Annotated in this window: 19 protein-coding genes and 1 tRNA gene; 3 read left to right on the forward strand and 17 right to left on the reverse strand. The window is 40.7% G+C overall.

All coding sequences use genetic code 11. The features are described 5' to 3' along the window. Complete coding sequence (glyS, locus tag ACWIUD_RS05340; protein WP_454147414.1) at positions 1-2,118, forward strand: glycine--tRNA ligase subunit beta; 2,118 nt, start codon at positions 1-3, stop codon at positions 2,116-2,118. A 74-nt stretch (positions 2,119-2,192) separates the two neighbouring features. Here the strand turns inward: glyS and ACWIUD_RS05345 are convergent. From ACWIUD_RS05345 to ACWIUD_RS05380, 8 genes are all read right to left on the reverse strand, one after another. Then, positions 2,193-2,268 (reverse strand) — tRNA-Phe (locus tag ACWIUD_RS05345). 430 nt (positions 2,269-2,698) lie between these two features. Next, a complete protein-coding gene (locus ACWIUD_RS05350; protein ID WP_454147416.1) occupies positions 2,699-2,890 on the reverse strand; it encodes a hypothetical protein in 192 nt (63 codons plus the stop codon). Next, positions 2,891-4,987, reverse strand: coding sequence for a methyl-accepting chemotaxis protein (locus ACWIUD_RS05355; RefSeq protein ID WP_454147418.1), 2,097 nt, complete (start codon positions 4,985-4,987; stop codon positions 2,891-2,893). It lies immediately after the preceding gene. 210 nt (positions 4,988-5,197) lie between these two features. Beyond that, entirely contained in the window at positions 5,198-5,875 is a 678-nt protein-coding gene (locus ACWIUD_RS05360; protein ID WP_454133751.1) for an SPOR domain-containing protein, read from the reverse strand. A gap of 21 nt (positions 5,876-5,896) precedes the next feature. Further along, entirely contained in the window at positions 5,897-6,436 is a 540-nt protein-coding gene (locus ACWIUD_RS05365; RefSeq protein ID WP_454133749.1) for a DUF1882 domain-containing protein, read from the reverse strand. Positions 6,437-6,439: 3 nt separating this feature from the next. Beyond that, entirely contained in the window at positions 6,440-7,687 is a 1,248-nt protein-coding gene (locus ACWIUD_RS05370) for a serine hydroxymethyltransferase (RefSeq protein WP_454147420.1), read from the reverse strand. After that, the gene (gene lysS, locus ACWIUD_RS05375; RefSeq protein WP_454147422.1) at positions 7,684-9,276 is read right to left on the reverse strand and encodes a lysine--tRNA ligase; all 1,593 of its coding nucleotides are present in this window, start codon (positions 9,274-9,276) and stop codon (positions 7,684-7,686) included. The genes ACWIUD_RS05370 and lysS overlap by 4 nt, the downstream gene beginning before the upstream one ends. A 2-nt stretch (positions 9,277-9,278) precedes the next feature. Beyond that, complete coding sequence (locus tag ACWIUD_RS05380) at positions 9,279-9,887, reverse strand: CvpA family protein (protein ID WP_454133744.1); 609 nt, start codon at positions 9,885-9,887, stop codon at positions 9,279-9,281. 61 nt (positions 9,888-9,948) lie between these two features. Between ACWIUD_RS05380 and lnt the strand changes: the two genes are divergently transcribed. Next, entirely contained in the window at positions 9,949-11,418 is a 1,470-nt protein-coding gene (lnt, locus tag ACWIUD_RS05385; protein WP_454147424.1) for an apolipoprotein N-acyltransferase, read from the forward strand. Then, positions 11,402-11,746 carry a hypothetical protein gene (locus ACWIUD_RS05390; RefSeq protein WP_454147426.1) on the forward strand — a complete coding sequence of 115 codons (345 nt, stop codon included), beginning with the start codon at positions 11,402-11,404 and terminating at the stop codon, positions 11,744-11,746. Before lnt ends, ACWIUD_RS05390 begins: the two co-directional genes overlap by 17 nt. A gap of 161 nt (positions 11,747-11,907) precedes the next feature. On the opposite strand, the gene ACWIUD_RS05395 is transcribed toward ACWIUD_RS05390, so the two are convergent. The 9 genes from ACWIUD_RS05395 to ACWIUD_RS05435 form a co-directional block, all read right to left on the reverse strand. Then, entirely contained in the window at positions 11,908-12,045 is a 138-nt protein-coding gene (locus ACWIUD_RS05395) for a hypothetical protein (protein WP_454147428.1), read from the reverse strand. A gap of 362 nt (positions 12,046-12,407) precedes the next feature. Continuing rightward, the gene (gene accA, locus ACWIUD_RS05400; RefSeq protein WP_454133734.1) at positions 12,408-13,337 is read right to left on the reverse strand and encodes an acetyl-CoA carboxylase carboxyl transferase subunit alpha; all 930 of its coding nucleotides are present in this window, start codon (positions 13,335-13,337) and stop codon (positions 12,408-12,410) included. Between the two features lie 46 nt (positions 13,338-13,383). Next, complete coding sequence (locus ACWIUD_RS05405) at positions 13,384-14,610, reverse strand: beta-ketoacyl-ACP synthase II (protein ID WP_454147430.1); 1,227 nt, start codon at positions 14,608-14,610, stop codon at positions 13,384-13,386. Positions 14,611-14,641: 31 nt separating this feature from the next. Continuing rightward, positions 14,642-14,875 carry an acyl carrier protein gene (acpP, locus tag ACWIUD_RS05410; protein WP_454133732.1) on the reverse strand — a complete coding sequence of 78 codons (234 nt, stop codon included), beginning with the start codon at positions 14,873-14,875 and terminating at the stop codon, positions 14,642-14,644. Between the two features lie 58 nt (positions 14,876-14,933). Next, positions 14,934-15,677: a 3-oxoacyl-ACP reductase FabG gene (gene fabG, locus ACWIUD_RS05415; protein ID WP_454147432.1), complete on the reverse strand. Its 744-nt coding sequence runs from the start codon at positions 15,675-15,677 to the stop codon at positions 14,934-14,936. Positions 15,678-15,754: 77 nt separating this feature from the next. Continuing rightward, positions 15,755-15,967 carry a 30S ribosomal protein S21 gene (rpsU, locus tag ACWIUD_RS05420; RefSeq protein ID WP_454133729.1) on the reverse strand — a complete coding sequence of 71 codons (213 nt, stop codon included), beginning with the start codon at positions 15,965-15,967 and terminating at the stop codon, positions 15,755-15,757. A gap of 129 nt (positions 15,968-16,096) precedes the next feature. After that, positions 16,097-16,267 carry a hypothetical protein gene (locus ACWIUD_RS05425; protein ID WP_454147434.1) on the reverse strand — a complete coding sequence of 57 codons (171 nt, stop codon included), beginning with the start codon at positions 16,265-16,267 and terminating at the stop codon, positions 16,097-16,099. 7 nt (positions 16,268-16,274) lie between these two features. Then, complete coding sequence (locus ACWIUD_RS05430; protein WP_454147436.1) at positions 16,275-16,514, reverse strand: hypothetical protein; 240 nt, start codon at positions 16,512-16,514, stop codon at positions 16,275-16,277. 36 nt (positions 16,515-16,550) lie between these two features. After that, positions 16,551-16,782, reverse strand: a 232-nt coding sequence (locus tag ACWIUD_RS05435) for a hypothetical protein (RefSeq protein WP_454147438.1), incomplete at its 5' end; no start/stop codon positions are given.

Genomic DNA, 16,782 nt, shown 5'->3' on the forward strand with positions numbered 1-16,782 from the left:
TTGAATACATCGTCATTACTCATCGAAATATTTACAGAAGAATTGCCTTACAGCGCGGTTAAAAAAGAGTTTGGGAGCGTTTTGTCGAAGTTTGAATCAGCGGTAAAGAAATATCGATTAGATTCGTGGGATTCGCGTGAATCAAATGCCAAATCTAGCGTAGATTCGCCTAAATCTATCAGCGATTTAAGTGCGGATTCGCATAAAATCGCATTTTTTTACACGCCAAGACGATTGATTTTTTATGCAAGAAATTTTCCACAAAATCAACGAGATGAAATAATAGAATCCTTTGGTCCTCCGCTAAATATCGCCTATCAAAATAATGCGCCTACAAACGCTACAAAGAGCTTTTTAAGTAAGCTAAATATTACACTTGATGAAGTGCAAATCAAAGAAAAAAACGGCAAAGAATGCCTTTATTTTGCCAAAAAAGAAAATGGCAAAAATACAAGAAATTTGCTTGAAAATATCATCGATGATTTTTTGGATAGTTTGAGCTTTGATAAAAAAATGCGCTGGGGAAGCGTGGAGAATGCCTTTGTGCGCCCGATTCGCAATATTTTTGTGCTTTTTGGCGATGAGTTTGTGAAAACGCCAAATTTAGCAAAAAAGTATGGATTCACGCAGAGTGCGATAATTTCGCCACATAGAAATTGCGCGCCAAAAGAAATCAAAAGCGCAAATGAATATTTTGCATTTTTGGAAAAAAATGCGGTGATTTATTCGCAAAGTGCGCGAAAAAAGCGCATTTTGGAGCAGATTAAAAATTGCGGTTTGTTTGTGGAGATTGACGCGGATTTGCTAAATGAAGTGGTTGCGATTTGTGAGTATCCAAATGCGCTTGTAGGCGCGTTTGATGAGCGATTTTTGGTGTTACCAAAGGAAGTCATCGTTACTTCGATGAAAGTCAATCAAAAGTATTTCGCCACCTATAAAAGCAAGGACTTTTGTGCGCTAAACAACGCATTTATCGTGGTTTGCAATAGCACAAATCCAAGCCCACTCATAGCACAGGGCAATGTAAAGGTTTTGAGCGCGAGATTGGAAGATGCGCTATTTTTCTACCACAATGATTGCAAAAATTTTAACGCGGATTGCTGCGATTTGCGCCTAAAAAATATCGAATTTATGAAGGGTGGCGGGAGTTTGTGGGATAAAGTTAAGCGAGAGCAAAAAATCGCAGAGATTATCGCACAGAGTTTAGATTCACGCGAATTTGGCGCGAAAGATTCGGGCGATTTGGACGCCGTGAATCTGGCACATATCAAAAAGGCGATTGCCATCTCAAAAAATGATTTACTTAGCGAAATGGTAGGCGAATTTGGCGAGTTGCAGGGCATTATGGGCGGATATTATGCGAAAAATGCGGGATTAGATTCTGCGATTTGCGAGGCGATAAAAGAGCAGTATTTAAATGCGCCTAGTAGCGTAAGTGGCGCGATTTTAGGCATTGCAAATAAGTTAGATTCGATTTTATGTCTTTTTGCGCTAGATAAAATCCCAAGTGGCTCAAAAGACCCGTTTGCCTTGCGTAGGGGCGCAAATGGGATTTTAAAGATGATTGAAAAATTTAATTTGCACTTTGATTTGGGGGCGATTTGCCAAAAATTATCCGCCACTTACGCAAAAATCGACATTGCCAAAATTCAGGGCTTTTTTTATGAGCGATTGGAGGGCGTTTTGGGGGTGAATCAATCCGTTATAAACGCCGTGATTAGGACAGGTGAGAGCGATTTGCTTGAACTTATCCGCAAAATAAAGGCACTAAATTTAATAGCCAAAAGCCCTGACAAAGGCGCATTAAAGGTGCTTTTCAAGCGCGTAGCAAATATTTTAAGCGATACAAAGGCTACAAAAATCAATGAAAATTTACTCACTGAAAACGCCGAAAAAGAGCTATATAAGGCAATTTGTGATTTTAAAAAGCTCTCTTTTACCTCGCATAAAAAGCGAATCATCGCTTTGCTAGACTTTAAAATCGTGCTTGAAAAATTCTTTGATTCTGTGCTGATAAATGCGGAAGATTTAGCGATAAAAGAGAACCGAATCCTCCTCATAAAGGCTGTTTATGAGGAGTTTTTTAAAGTGGGAGATATAAAGGAAATTTCATTTTAACCAAAAACATACAGAGTTTATTGCTTCGCAGGGTTTTAGGCAGGCTAAAACGATGCTAAAAAAACTTTTAGTTATGGTGGCTCGAGGCAGAATCGAACTGCCGACACGAGGATTTTCAGTCCTCTGCTCTACCAACTGAGCTATCGAGCCAAAATTCAAAAAACGCATTTTTGTAAAAATGAAAATGCAATTATAAAAAAATTGTTTTAAACTTTTCTTAAATTATGAAAATTTTTTGAAAAATTTTCATTTTAAATCGCATAAATCGCAGAATCTAGCAATAAAATCATAATAATGTTTCTTATAATAAATTGCAAAATAATATAAAATCTTAAAAATCTAGCGCAGAATCTGCCTTTGTGTTGTATTTTTAGGCAAACAGAGTGGGTGCAGAATCTCTATTGTAGATTCTGCAAATTTTATAGATTCTGCGTTTATTTTTAGTCATTGCGAGATTTTGCGTAGCAAAATCGTGGCAATCCATTGTTAGATTCTGCGTTTTCGTGCAAGATTCTGCGTTTTTTATTTAATTAGCAGTATCTGCAATATTTTCGCCATTTTTTGGATTACATTCGTTTGTTTATTCTCGCAAAAGGGCGGTTGCACTGACTTGCACCTTGCTCCCGATTTTTTGCACCACGAAGCGGGCGAGTTTTGGGTGCTTCGCACAAATTTGATTTAATTGTGGATTGCCACGAAGTCGCACAAAGTGCGACTTCTCGCAATGACAAAGTGGGGTAGTTTCTGCGAAAAACGCAGAATCTAAAATCACCTAAAACTTCTTTCTATCCGTATCTAGCAAGATTTCTTTGGCGATGTCGCTTACCTTTGTGCTGATTTCTGATGAATTATTTGCGACTATTACATTTTGCTTGGTGGCATTTTCGATATTGCCGACTACTTCATTTATTTGCAGGACGCTGTTTGCCTGTGTTTTGATTTGCTCGCCCATATCATTTATGCTCTGCACCAAAATATTGATATTCGCCTCAATCTCGCTCAAACTTTTCTGCGTTCGCTCCGCTAGCTTCCGCACCTCATCGGCGACAACGGCAAATCCGCGCCCGTGCTCGCCTGCGCGCGCCGCCTCAATCGCCGCATTTAGCGCAAGTAGGTTCGTTTGGTCGGCGATATCGCGAATTATGCTAATGACATTTTTAATATCCTCGCTTTGCGTGATAACTTCGCCCGTGCGGGAGCTTACATCCTGCATTGAATGCGTGATTTGCTTTATGTCGTTTGAAGTTTGGTTAAGCGAGCTTGCCTGTGAATTTGTTAATTTTTTAAGATTCTGCACTTCTTTTGCCAAAAGCTCAGATTCTGCGCTAAGCGAGTGGGCAAACGCCGATGAAGTTTGCAGCATTTTGCGGATTTCATTCCCCAAAATGTTTGTCACAACCTCCACTTTCCCGCTTGCATTTGCCACCTCCGTGCTAAAATCAAGCGCCCTAAAACTATCAAACACGCGGTTGATTTCATTTAGATTATTCCCCACCGCAGTTTTGATTAAGTCAAGCAGCTCATTTACAGAATCTCTCAAAGCATTCAGCTGTGGATTACTCCCAATGCGGCTAATGCGCTTATCAATATAGCCATTTTTCGCCCGCTCGATGACACTCAAACTCTCTTTTACCAAATTTGCATCCATATCAAGGGACTTTTTGATTTTCTCGATGCTGTCATTTATCGCAAGTCCCATTTTGCCAAGCTCGTCCTCTGCGACAATGTGAAGCGGTGGCGGGAGATTTTTAGTGCTGTGGTCAATATAGTCAAAAAATCCAAAAAGCGTGGTTGAAATCTTTTGGATTCTGCGTGAGACGGCATATCGAATGTAAAATGTAGTTGAGACAATCAAAATCAAAATGCTAACAATCATAAGAATTGGCGTGGTGGTATGCAGAAAACTCATCGGCGCGTAAATGCTTTTATCGGGCGCAAAAAGCGCGAGTGTCCAATATTTACCCGTATTTGGGAACACCTCAAAACTATGCAATGCCACTTTCCCGTGATATCCTAACTCGTTTTTGTATTCAAAAATATTTGTTGCGTTATTTTTGTGATTTTGGAGGACATTTTTAGCGAAATTTGTGCTGTTAATTTCTGTCAATATTTTCCCGCGCGAGTCCTTTGAGAGACTATTTGCGATGACTTTGCCATCCATCAAAACAAATCGCTGGTCATTTTCATACACCATCAAACTTGGGTCGCCAAGCATCCCTTCTAACCGCTCCAAATTCACAGAGAGCGCGATAACCGCGACAATCTGCTTTTGCGGATTTAAAATAGGCAAGGCGAAGTTATAGGCATAATATTGCGTGCCGTTAATATTGATATTTTTAGGGGCATCGACTTCGATTTTCCCGCTTTTAAGGGCACTTTGCAATGCTGTGATTTGCGATAGAGTGCCTTTATTTACACTAAAAGTTTTCGTGCCATTTTGCGTATTTGCCACGCCAAAGGCAATGCTACCATCTTGCTGATGGTGACTCATCTGCGTATTTTGCACGATTGGCGCAAAGCGCGGATTTATCACCATAAATCCAAAATTGACAAAGCGATTATCAGTCGCAGACTCAATAATGCGGATGATAAGATTCATATCCGTGATGGTTCGCCCATCGATGATGGAGCGTTCGGCGAGATTCTGCGCTACTTTTAGCGACGAGTAAATGGAGATATTCGCCCCATCGACAAAGTTTTTGTAGCGAGAGACGGTGTTTGTCAGTGTGACATTCGATTCCTTATCTAGCATAGATTTACTAGCGGAATTCACAATGAGCGCAAATGACAAAATAATCAAAAACACAATGCACGCAAATACAAAAATAATCTTATGTGCCACAGACAAATGCTTGTAGTAATTAACCATATTTAACCCCTATTTTTATTTAAAATCTCGCAGAATCCGCAAAAAAATACACTAGATTCTGCGAGTAGAATCTGCAAAAATCTCACAAAATTCGCAGAATCTACAAAGAAAAATCACAAATCTCGCAGAATCTATTTTGACGCAAACGCGCCAAATTCTGCGCCAAATCGCAGAATCTACGAAAGAAAATACGCTAGATTCTGCGCTTCATCACTGCACTAGCAAATATACAGGTTTCGTAGCGATATCTCTACTTACGCGCTCATAGTCCCTTTGCGCATCCTCCCTGCTCTTATATGGTCCTACCAAATAGCGCGTGATGACATTTGAATTTATCATAATCTCTTGGATTCTGTAACTATAATTATTTAGACTATCCAAAAATGCGCGGTTTGGCGTCTTGCTAAATGCGCCCACTTGCAAATAATATCCATTCTCCGCAATGTCGCCGTTATTTAGGCGATTTGTCGTTCGGCGTGGAGCGGTGGAAACCACAACTTTTGGCGTGGTGGCACTTGGTGCTTTTGGCGGAATAGTCGCCTTTGGCGTCTCTACTCGAATTGGCGCACTTGGCATTTGCTCCATACTCTCCGGCTCGGTGTTGTTTTTAATATCCCTCACAATCTCATCAAACCTATCTCCGCTAATATCAGTGCTATTATCAATCGGCATAGGACTAAAATCGCCACCGGGCACTTCTATGGGTGCTTGCGGTTGATTATCAACTACAATAGTCTCACTACCTTTATTACTCATCATTACCATAATGATTGCGATTGCAAGCACAAGCACCACTATTGCGATAATTAGCAATAGCATTTTTTTTGAATCCTTCCCCCGCATATCATCACCTCCTAGCATAATGTCATCAAATTCTCGTTTTTCCATACTTTCTCCTTAAAAATAAATCTACAAATGCTTCGACCAAAATGAACCGCGCTCTTTTGCATACACTTCATAGGGCAGTGCCAAAATGTTGAAGCCTAGCGGAACTTCATTTGTCGGGAAAATCCGCCATTGCTTCGGAGCCACCGCCTCTAATCTCAAACTTAAAGTCTTTGCTAGCAAAATCGCCTCTGTTAAATCAGTATGCCCCTTATGCACATAAATATGCAAATGTCCTCTTGTCTTGGAGCGATACGCCGTCCAATTCAAGAATCCTTCTTTCCTAAGCAATAATTGTGCCTTATGGTAAAATCCCACATCATCCGTGCCATTATAATCAATTACGATATTTTCGACTTTTTTATTGCGAATCAAGCTATGCGCCACGACAATTTCTTTATTCCAATGTCGCTTGATAATATCTGCGGTTAAAAGCGCGTTGTGAATCACAAATTTATTAAAAAATATCTTATTTTGATGCAGAATCTTATCTTGCAACGAGCCATCATACGAGTAATAATGGCTTGTGTTTAGCTTGATTAGCTTTAAGTCTAAAATTGTCATCGCCTAAAAAATCGCCTTTTCATAAATCTTAAAATCCTTGCTAAACTCCGCGATTTCAGCGCGAATCTTATCTTGCAAAGAGATATTTTTAATGTCATCTAAAATATCACAAATCTTATTTGCGATAAATTCAAATTCGCCTTCTTTCATACCGCGCGAAGTAAGTGCGGGAGAGCCGATTCGCAGTCCGCTTGTCTCCATCGCTTTGCGTTTATCGCCGGGCACCATATTTTTATTTACCGTAATTCCTGCGCGCCCAAGCGCGTCCTCTGCGACTTTTCCGCTAAAATCTTTGGTAATAAAACTCATTAGCACCAAGTGATTATCCGTCCCACCGCTTACAATATCGTGTCCTCTTTTCACAAAAACTTCGCCCAAGATTCTTGCATTTGCGCGGACTTGCTTTGCGTGGATTTTCCACTCAAGCTTTAAGTTTTCTTTGAATCCCACAGCTTTTGCAGCGATGACATTCATCAGCGGACCGCCCTGCGTAGCGGGGAAAACGGCTTTGTTGATTTTGGTTGCAATCTCTTCATCATTTGTCAAAATCACGCCACCACGCGGACCACGCAAGGTTTTGTGCGTGGTTGTGGTAACGATATGACAATGCGGAAAAGGATTTGGATATTCACCACCTACGACAAGCCCCGCAATGTGCGCAATATCACCAAAAAGTATCGCTCCCACGCTATCGGCAATCTCTCTAAATCGCGCAAAATCTAGCTCCCGCGTATATGCCGAAAATCCGCACACAATGATATTTGGCTTCACAATCTGCGCGATTTCTGCAAGTTTGTCATAATTGATTCGCCCGTCCATTTCCACGCCATAAAAAAAACTTTGATAAGTTTTGCCACTTTGGCTAACTTTTGCGCCGTGTGTGAGGTGTCCGCCGTGATTTAGGCTCATTCCTAAAATTTTATTGTATGGTTGCAAAAGCGCGGCATAAACGGCGGCATTTGCTTGTGAGCCTGAATGTGGCTGAACATTGGCAAATTCACAGCCAAAGAGCTTTTTTGCGCGCTCAATGGCAATAGTTTCCACGCCATCGACAAACTCGCACCCGCCGTAATATCGCTTATTTGGGTAGCCCTCTGCGTATTTGTTTGTCAGCACACTGCCTAATGCCTCGATAACTGCGGGAAATGTGAAATTTTCACTTGCAATCATCTCTAAATGGCTCTCTTGTCGCCCCCACTCGCTCTCTATCAAATCATAGATTTCTTTATCCGCATTTTCTAAATATGTCATTTTTTTGTCCTTTCGTTTTGATTATTCGCAGAATCTAGGGCAGATTCTGCGTTTTGCACCGCAGAATCCACGCTAAAATTTTGCTTTATAGGCTTCATTGCGGGGAATAATAGCACATCTTTTATGGTTTTTTGATTTGTTAGTAGCATTACAAGCCTATCGATTCCTATGCCTTCCCCCGCAGTGGGTGGCATTCCATAGCCCAACGCCCACACAAAATCCTCGTCCATATACTGCGCTTCCTCATCGCCCTTTTCTTTTTCCGCCACCTGCGCCTTAAATCGCTCCATTTGGTCTAGCGGGTCGTTTAGCTCACTAAAACCATTTGAAATTTCCTTGCCACCGATAAAAAGCTCAAATCGCTCGGCAATCTGCGGATTTTCATCGCTTCGCCTTGCAAGTGGGCTAATCTCGATAGGAAAATCCGTGATAAAAGTAGGATTCATGAGCTTTGATTCGACAAAATTATCAAACGCCAACGCCAAAAGTTTGCCGTAATTCAACGAATTCCAATTTGAACCTTTGGGCACTTCGATTTGTGCATTTTTTAAAAATGCTTCTAATTTATCGTGCGATTCGACTATCTCACGGGGAATCTGCCCTATTTCACAAAGCGAATCTTTATAGCGAATCTCACTAAATTTATTAAAATCGATTGTCTGCGAATCCCACTCGATGATTCGCCCCAAATTTAGCGAATCAAGCAAAAACGCAAAAAATTCTTTTGTCAGCGCAATCAAATCTTTGTAATTATGATACGCCCAATAAAACTCAATCATCGTAAATTCGGGGTTGTGGCTGTGGTCCATTCCCTCGTTGCGAAAGTTGCGATTCATCTCAAAAACAGCCTCAAAACCGCCCACAATGAGCCGTTTTAGATAAAGCTCAGGTGCGATTCGCAAATATCGCTCGACATTTAGCGCGTTGTGGTGCGTGATAAATGGCTTTGCATTCGCGCCACCGGGTATTGGGTGAAGCATTGGCGTCTCAACCTCTAAAAATCCTTTTTCTTTAAAAAACTCCCTTACAAGGGCGATAATCTCACTTCTGCGTCTAAAAGTATCCCGCACATCGCTATTTACTATCAAATCCAAATACCTTTGACGATAGCGAAGCTCAATGTCTGTAAGCCCGTGAAATTTCTCGGGCAGTGGGATAATCGCTTTGGTTAGAATCTCAAAAGATTTCGCGTGGAGCGTTAATTGATTGGTGCGTGTCTTAAAAGGATAGCCACTAACGCGGATAATATCGCCTACTTCAAGGCATTTTTTGAGCGTTGCAAACTCATCGCCCAAATCATTTTTGCTAATATAAATCTGCAAAATCCCGCTTTCATCTTCAATGTCAATAAACGCCGCTTTTCCCATAAGGCGCACTAATTTCACGCGCCCAGCGACAAAATCATTGATTGCGTGGGTAGCCGAATCATTTGCCGCACCCTCAGAATCAAGCGCGGTTGCTTCGTATTTTGCGATAAATTCTGCGTTTGATAAATCTTTGTGCGCGTCATTGCTATATGGATTTTTGCCTATTTCACGGAGCAAATCCGCTTTTTCAATGCGTCCTTTGATATAAATATTTGAAAACAAAATTAGTCCTTTTTGGGATTTGTGCGATTCGCAGAATCTGTGCTTTGATTCGCAGTCCGATTCGCAGAATCTACGCTATTCATAATCTCATTCACAGCATTTTTGCCCTGCTCTGTGAGATTTTCACGCATTTCAGTGGCAAAATCTGTTTTCACAATAAAATCGCCGATTTTTATCATCACAGGATACAAAGCACTTGAATCGCGCAGTTTCAGCGTCCAATTTGACAAAAAGTTGATTTTTGAAAATGTAAAAAATATAATGGATAGAATTAAAAAAACTTTAATCCCCGCAACGCCCACGCCACCGATTTTATCCGCCACTCCAAGTTTGATAAATCGCACAAAGCGCACCAAAATCTCCGCCAAAACCAACGCCAAAATCCACAGCACACCCAAAATCGCCACGAATCCTATGAGATTTACAAGGGTGGGGCTTTCGATTTTGAGAAGCGAATTTAGTGCGCCACCTAGCGCAACATTAAAGCGCGAAGCAAGTAAAACGCCCCCGATTATGCCAAAAACGCTACATAATTCGCGCACTAGCCCCGTAAAAAGCCCCTTTAACGCCAAAATCACAACCATCAAAATAATAATTATGTCAAAATACACGCTTGAAACCCTTGAATTTTTAGATAAAATTTCGCCCTATTCTATCACAAAAAGGATAAATATGGCGTTTAAAATGCTTATAAACTTTAAAAGACGAGATTCTACCAAAAAATCCAAAGATTCAAGCCCCAAAAATCAAAAAATTGCAAAAAAGCAAAAAATTGCAAAAAAATCAAAATTTGCAAGATTTAAGGATTTTATGAAAAAAAAGTCGCTAGATTCTGCGATTGCCCTACTCTACGCGCTAATTTTTTCGCTACCGATTTATCTAAATATTTTCACTTATTTGAGTATCGATGAAAATACCCGCCAAATTAGTGCGTATTTGCCATACATAAATGCGATTTTCGCGCTACTTGCGGTGGCTTCGGCGATTCAAATCGATAAAAAATATCGCTTCTTTTTTGGCTTTTTTGTGGGGATTTTGTGGTTTTATTGGATGGTGATGAGCTTTACGCACTCGTATTCGAGCATTACGCACTTTATCCCGCCTGCGCTGATTTTAATTGGCATAATTTATGGCGTTGTGTTTTATTTTCTTTTATTTTTTAATAATAAAATTTGGCGCATTATTTCGCTCTCAATCATTGGATATATCCCTATTTTTGGGTTTGATTGGCTTGTGGTGGAGGCGTTATTTTCATTTAGTATTTTTAGCGTTAAGAAAATTTCTTTTATTTTTATTTTGGTTTGTGTGGCGATTTGTTTGCATTTTTTACACAAAATGCGCGAATCTATCAAAAACAACGAGCGCGAATCTAAAAAGCGCAATATTAGATTCGCGATATTTGCGCTAATTTTGCTAATTTTCGCTGTTGATTTTTCGCATTTTGAAGTGCAAATCCCGCCCAAAATCGCCATCACACAAATGAATGTAAATCAGCAAATAAAGTGGAGCGAAGAGCGGCAAGTCATTGTGGAGCGAAACTTTGGGCTAATTGATGAAGCGATTACGCGCGGGGATAAAATGATAATTTTGCCAGAGACTGCCTTCCCATTTGCGCTAAATTTATTTGAAAACATAGTGCAAAATCTGCGTGAAAAAAGTCGCCAAATCACCATAATCACGGGCTCTTGGTGGGTGGATGGCTATGGCGGGGCGTTTAATAGCACTTATATTTTTGAAAATGGCGCATTGGAGGTGAAAAATAAGACTTTTCTTGCGCCATTTGGCGAGTATTTGCCCCTGCCAAAATTTATCGCTTCAATTTTTAGCAAAATCACGGGCATTTCGCACAACTTAAAGCAAAGTCAAACTACGCTAAATGACGCAAAGACGGCGATTTTGGACTTTCGCAGTGCGATTTGCTATGAAGGGACAAAAAGGGAGGCATACAGCGAAAATCCCCGCTTTATGGTGCTAATCAGCAATAATGCGTGGTTTGCCCCAAGTATCGAGCCGATTTTGCAAATGATGCTAATGAAATATTACGCAAGGTTGCATAACACGACTATTTTGCATTCATCAAATGGCAGTAAAAGTATGATTATAACGCCAAATGTGGGGTTAAATTTTGTCGAAAGGGATTAGAAAATCCGTCATTGCGAGAATTGCGAATGCAATTCGTGGCAATCTAGATTCTGTGGATTTTTTTGTAAGATTCTGTGTTTTTATTTATTTCGCAGAATCTTGCACGAAAATCGCAGAATCTGTGTTGTTTTTCCGTCATTGCGAGAATTGCAAACGCAATTCGTGGCAATCTAGATTCTGCGTTTTTTTATTTATTTCGCAGAATCTTGCACGAAAATCGCAGAATCTCACACAAAAAAATCGCAGAATCTGCATTTATTTCCCTTCCCTTAAAGAGGAAATTTTTTCAACTTCCCCCTCCCTTGCGGAGGGGGCTAGGGGGTGGTAAAAATTATTTTAGATTCTGCGTTTTTCATTTATTTCGCAGAAACTCGCACGAAATCGCAGAATCTAGCGTGTTTGCTTTGCTTGTCATTTTGAGCGAGTGAAACGAGCGAAAAATCTCCGTCATTGCGAGAATTGCGAATGCAATTCGTGGCAATCTAAATTTTATAAATTACACGAAAAATCGCAGAATCTCGCACGAAAATCACAGAATCTAAAATAATCCGTCATTGCGAGAATTGCGAATGCAATTCGTGGCAATCTAGATTCTGCGAATTTTTGTTGTTTGTTTTGAAAATTCAAAAGATTCTGCGTTTTTTTATGCAAATTCGCGCGAAACGCAGAATCTAAAATAATCAGTCATTGCGAGAATTTGCAACGCAGAATCTGTGTTATTTTTCCGTCATTGCGAGAATTGCGAATGCAATTCGTGGCAATCTAGATTTTATAAATTACACAAAAATCGCAGAATCTTAATATTTCCTCCACCTTGCGGAGGATATTTTTTTCAACTTCCCCCTCCCTTGCGGAGGGGGTTAGGGGGTGGGTAAAATTATTTTAGATTCTGCGTTTTTCATTTATTTCGCAGAATCTCGCAAAAATCCACAGAATCTCTCACTCGCAAAATCCGCAGAATCTACGCCATTTTCGCCATTTTAAAACATTTATTCCGCAAAGACGCCATACGCCATAATCTTATCAAACCGCTTGGAGAGGTAATCTTTATCTTTTTTTATCTCTTTTACTGCATTTAAAAAATAGCTTTTGATAGCTTCTGCTGCGCCCATTTTGTCCCTGTGTGCGCCCACAGATGGCTCTTTTATGACATCATCGATTAGCTTCATATCGTGCAAATATTCAGGGATAATTTTTAGCGATTTGGTTGCGTTTTCGACTTTTAGCGAATCATTCCACAAAATCGCCGAACAACCCTCAGGCGAAATCACGCTAAATACGGAGTATTCCATCATCGCTAATCTATCAGCCACGCTTATGGCAAGTGCGCCTCCGCTCCCGCCCTCGCCGATAACTACGGCAACGGTAGGCGTTTTTAACGCGCTAAATTCTTGCAGATTTTTGGCAATCGCCTCGCTTTGTCCGCGTTCTTCTGCGCCCACGCCCGGATATGCCCCTGCGGTATCTACTAGCATTAAAATGGGGAGACTAAATTTTTCAGCGATTTTTGCTACGCGCAGTGCCTTTCTATAACCTTCGGGGTTTGGCATACCAAAATTTCGTGCGATTTTATTTTTTGTCCCTCTGCCCTTTTCCTCTGCGATTATCATCACGCTTTGTCCATCCATTTTGCCGATAAAACTCACAATCGCCAAATCATCTTTATAATGTCTATCGCCGTGAATCTCGTAAGCATCGCTCAAAATCAGCTCAATATAATCCATCGAATAAGGTCTATCGGGGTGGCGGGCAAGTTGCAGTTTTTGATAGTCCGTGAGATTGGCATAAACCTTGCTAACTTCTTTTTCTAACTCTTTGCTTAAAATCTCTTGTGCGTGAATATCGCCACGAAATACGGCAGATTCGATGTCATCTTGGATATTTTTTAGCTTTTGCTCGAAATCTAAATAAGTAAGCATAATGAACGCTCCATTTAGTCGAATCTCGCACTTATTGCGCTAGAATCTATACTTTTTTGAAAATCACAACGGCGTTTGTCCCGCCAAAGCCAAATGAATTACTCATCACGCATTCGACTTTTGCGTCCCGCGCGGTGTTTGGGATATAGTCCAAATCGCATTCAGGGTCTTTTGTGATTTGATTTATCGTAGGGGGCAAAACAGAATGCTTCATTGATAGAATGCTAATTGTCGCCTCCAAAGCACCAGCCGCGCCTAAACAATGCCCGATTTGCCCTTTTGTAGAGCTGATGGGTGGGACATTGTCCTTGCCACCAAAGACATTTTTAATCGCAATGGTTTCGTATAAATCATTATACTTCGTGCTAGTGCCGTGTGCGTTGATATAATCCACCTTCGTATTTGCCATAGCAAGGGCGGCTTTCATTGCGCGAAATGCGCCTTCGCCGTTTGGCGCGGGAGTTGTGATATGATTTGCATCGCCACTCTCGCCAAAGCCGATGAGTTCAGCATAGATTTTTGCACCGCGTTTTTTAGCCAAATCATAAGATTCAAGTAGCAAACTTGCCGCGCCCTCGCCCATCACAAAGCCATCTCTGTCATTGTCAAACGGGCGGGAGGCAATTTTAGGCTCATCGTTGCGAGTGCTTAATGCTTTCATTGACGCAAATCCGCCGATTCCCACAGGGCAGATGGCAGATTCTGCGCCGATTGCAAGCATTCTATCCGCGCCACCTAGCACAATAGTCTTATATGCTTCGATAATCGCGTGATTCCCCGCAGCACACGCCGTTACACTTGCCAAAGTGGGACCTTTTAGCCCATATTCGATTGATACGAATCCACCTAGCATATTTACAAGCGAACTAGGGATAAAAAACGGATTTATCCGCCTAGCTCCCTTTTCAAAACAAGCTATGGAATTTTTTTCGATATTGCCTAAACCGCCAATGCCAGAGCCTGACGCTGTGCCAAATCGCTCATAGTCAATATCCTTGCACTCCAAAATGCCCGAATCTTCCATAGCTTCTTTTGAAGACTGCAAAGCAAGTTGTATGAATCTATCCGCCTTTTTGATTTCCCTAGCATCCATCACAGACGCAGGGTCAAAACCTACTATCTCTCCAGCGATTTTGACGGGCATTTCGCTCACATCAAATGAAGTGATTTGTTTTATCCCGCATTTGCCTTCGACAATAGCATTAAAAGCCGAATCTCTATTTAGCCCTAAGGAATTTATCATTCCTATGCCCGTTACAACAACTCTTTGCATTCGCGTCTCCAAATATGCGTTATTTTTGCAATTATTTTTTGTGGGCTTCAATGTAATCCACGACATCTTTTACCGTGGATATTTTTTCTGCTTCCTCATCGGGAATCTCCACATCAAACTTGCTTTCTAACTCCATAACAAGCTCTACCACATCAAGCGAATCCGCGCCCAAATCATCTACGAATTTAGATTCGAGTTTCACTTCGTCCGCATTTACGCTTAATTGCTCCACGATAACCGCTTTTACATCATCAAAAATCGCCATTTTTTACTCCTTGTTTTTAAATTTAACTTGAAATTGTAGCACAAAATCTTAAATTTTGCTACATATATAAACCGCCATTGACTTTTATAACCTCGCCTGTGATATAACTAGCACTATCACTTAGCAAAAATGCCACGACTTGCGCTATTTCATCGACATTTGCGAATCGCCCCAAAGGGATATTTTTGAGATAAGATTCTTTTATCTCATCTTTTAGTCCCTCTGTCATACTTGTATCCACAAATCCCGGCGTGATAGCGTTAAATCGCACATTGCGAGGCGCACCCTCATAGGCAAATGACTTACTCATCGCAATCATTCCGCCCTTGCTTGCCGCATAATTGCTTTGCCCTGCGTTGCCCCGCTCACCGATGATTGAGGCGATATTTACCACGCTACCAAAGCGATTTTTGCTCATCGCTTTTAGTGCCTCGCGTGAGCAAATAAAAGCGGATTTGAGATTTGAATCAATCACACTCATAAAATCCTCCACTTTCATTCGCAAGGCAAGTTTGTCATTTGTAATCCCCGCGTTATTGACAAGATAATCGATACTACCATCGCAATCTGCAATCACCTTAAATGCGTCAATGACTTCATTTTCATTGTCCGCATTAAATTTAATCACAGCCGCATTGCCACCATCTTTTTCAATCTCATCTTTTAAGCGCAGTGCAGGATTTTCATCGCTTCGATAATTTATCCACACTTTGAGATTATAACTAGCCAAAACTTTTGCAACGCCTAAGCCAATGCCACGAGATGCGCCCGTAACCAATACATTTTTACCGCTAAATTTCATCACAAACTCCATTTTTTAGATTTTAGTGCCGAATCTAATGAAAATTCTACGCCAAAATCGCCTATATTACGCACGAATCACAACTTTGATTCATATCTACGCAACACATACAATCGCTTCAACATTTTCTTTTTCGCGCTTATTTTTTGCTTTTTGCGCTTTTCAGTTTGGCTCTCAAAAAACCTGCGCGCACGAGATTCCGTAACGACCAAATTTCTATCAGCTTGTTTTTTAAAGCGTCTGTAAGCCTCATCAAAGCTCTCATTTTCCCTAATCTTAATGCCGGGCATACTCTCATCACCACCTTTTTTGTAAGATTAAATATTTTATAAGATAAAAAGCCGAAATTCTAGCAAAAAATTTTGAAATTTACATAAGATTCTGCGAAATTGCCTAAATTTTATATAAATCGCAGAATCTTACACAAAAAACATAGATTCTGCGTTTTCGCACGAGATTCTGCGAATAGATTCTGCGTTTTTTTGATGAGATTCTGCGATATTTTGTTGTTGTAAAATAAATTTTGATTTGCCAAAGCAGTATAAATTTAAAAATGGATTGCCACGACTTGCCTTTGGCAAGTCTCGCAATGACGAATTATTTTGAGATTTTGAGATTTTTCGCTTCGCTCAAAATGACAAAAAATAAAATTTGATTCGTGCAACGAATCACAATCCGTAGGATTGGATAAAGAAACTTCGGCTTTGCCTTGTTTTGCGAACAAAGTGAAGCAACAATCGAAGTAATGGCGGTAGTGCTTTGCGTTGTTTTTATGCGAAACAAGCGAAATAGAACTTGGGGGTTCATTGAGCGAAGTTTTGTATAAAAACAACGCAAATGATTACCCCAGAACAAATTGCTCCACCGCAAACTTTAATACTTCCCTGTTCTTCCTCCACTTCTCGTATTCTTCGCTCCGCCGGTGTCTATGCCATAGTTTCGATTTTCATCTTGTGCTTCGCCTTTTATGTAGATAAATGCGCTTGTGTTCCACCGCACGCTTTCATTCCAATAGGCGTTATATAGCAAGAAGTTTGGCATTGCGGGGATGACTTGCCCTGCGTTATTTTTTGCGATGCCGTGTCGAATGTTTAGTTTGTAAGTG

Source organism: Helicobacter sp. 23-1044, assembly GCF_053654695.1.

Excerpts from the sequence above, each read along its gene's own strand:
- ACWIUD_RS05355 (WP_454147418.1), bottom strand. The coding sequence starts at position 4,987 with ATGGTTAATTACTACAAGCATTTGTCTGTGGCACATAAGATTATTTTT.
- ACWIUD_RS05360 (WP_454133751.1), bottom strand. The coding sequence starts at position 5,875 with ATGGAAAAACGAGAATTTGATGACATTATGCTAGGAGGTGATGATATG.
- ACWIUD_RS05365 (WP_454133749.1), bottom strand. The coding sequence starts at position 6,436 with ATGACAATTTTAGACTTAAAGCTAATCAAGCTAAACACAAGCCATTAT.
- ACWIUD_RS05370 (WP_454147420.1), bottom strand. The coding sequence starts at position 7,687 with ATGACATATTTAGAAAATGCGGATAAAGAAATCTATGATTTGATAGAG.
- lnt (WP_454147424.1), top strand. The coding sequence starts at position 9,949 with ATGGCGTTTAAAATGCTTATAAACTTTAAAAGACGAGATTCTACCAAA.
- accA (WP_454133734.1), bottom strand. The coding sequence starts at position 13,337 with ATGCTTACTTATTTAGATTTCGAGCAAAAGCTAAAAAATATCCAAGAT.
- ACWIUD_RS05405 (WP_454147430.1), bottom strand. The coding sequence starts at position 14,610 with ATGCAAAGAGTTGTTGTAACGGGCATAGGAATGATAAATTCCTTAGGG.
- acpP (WP_454133732.1), bottom strand. The coding sequence starts at position 14,875 with ATGGCGATTTTTGATGATGTAAAAGCGGTTATCGTGGAGCAATTAAGC.
- fabG (WP_454147432.1), bottom strand. The coding sequence starts at position 15,677 with ATGAAATTTAGCGGTAAAAATGTATTGGTTACGGGCGCATCTCGTGGC.
- rpsU (WP_454133729.1), bottom strand. The coding sequence starts at position 15,967 with ATGCCCGGCATTAAGATTAGGGAAAATGAGAGCTTTGATGAGGCTTAC.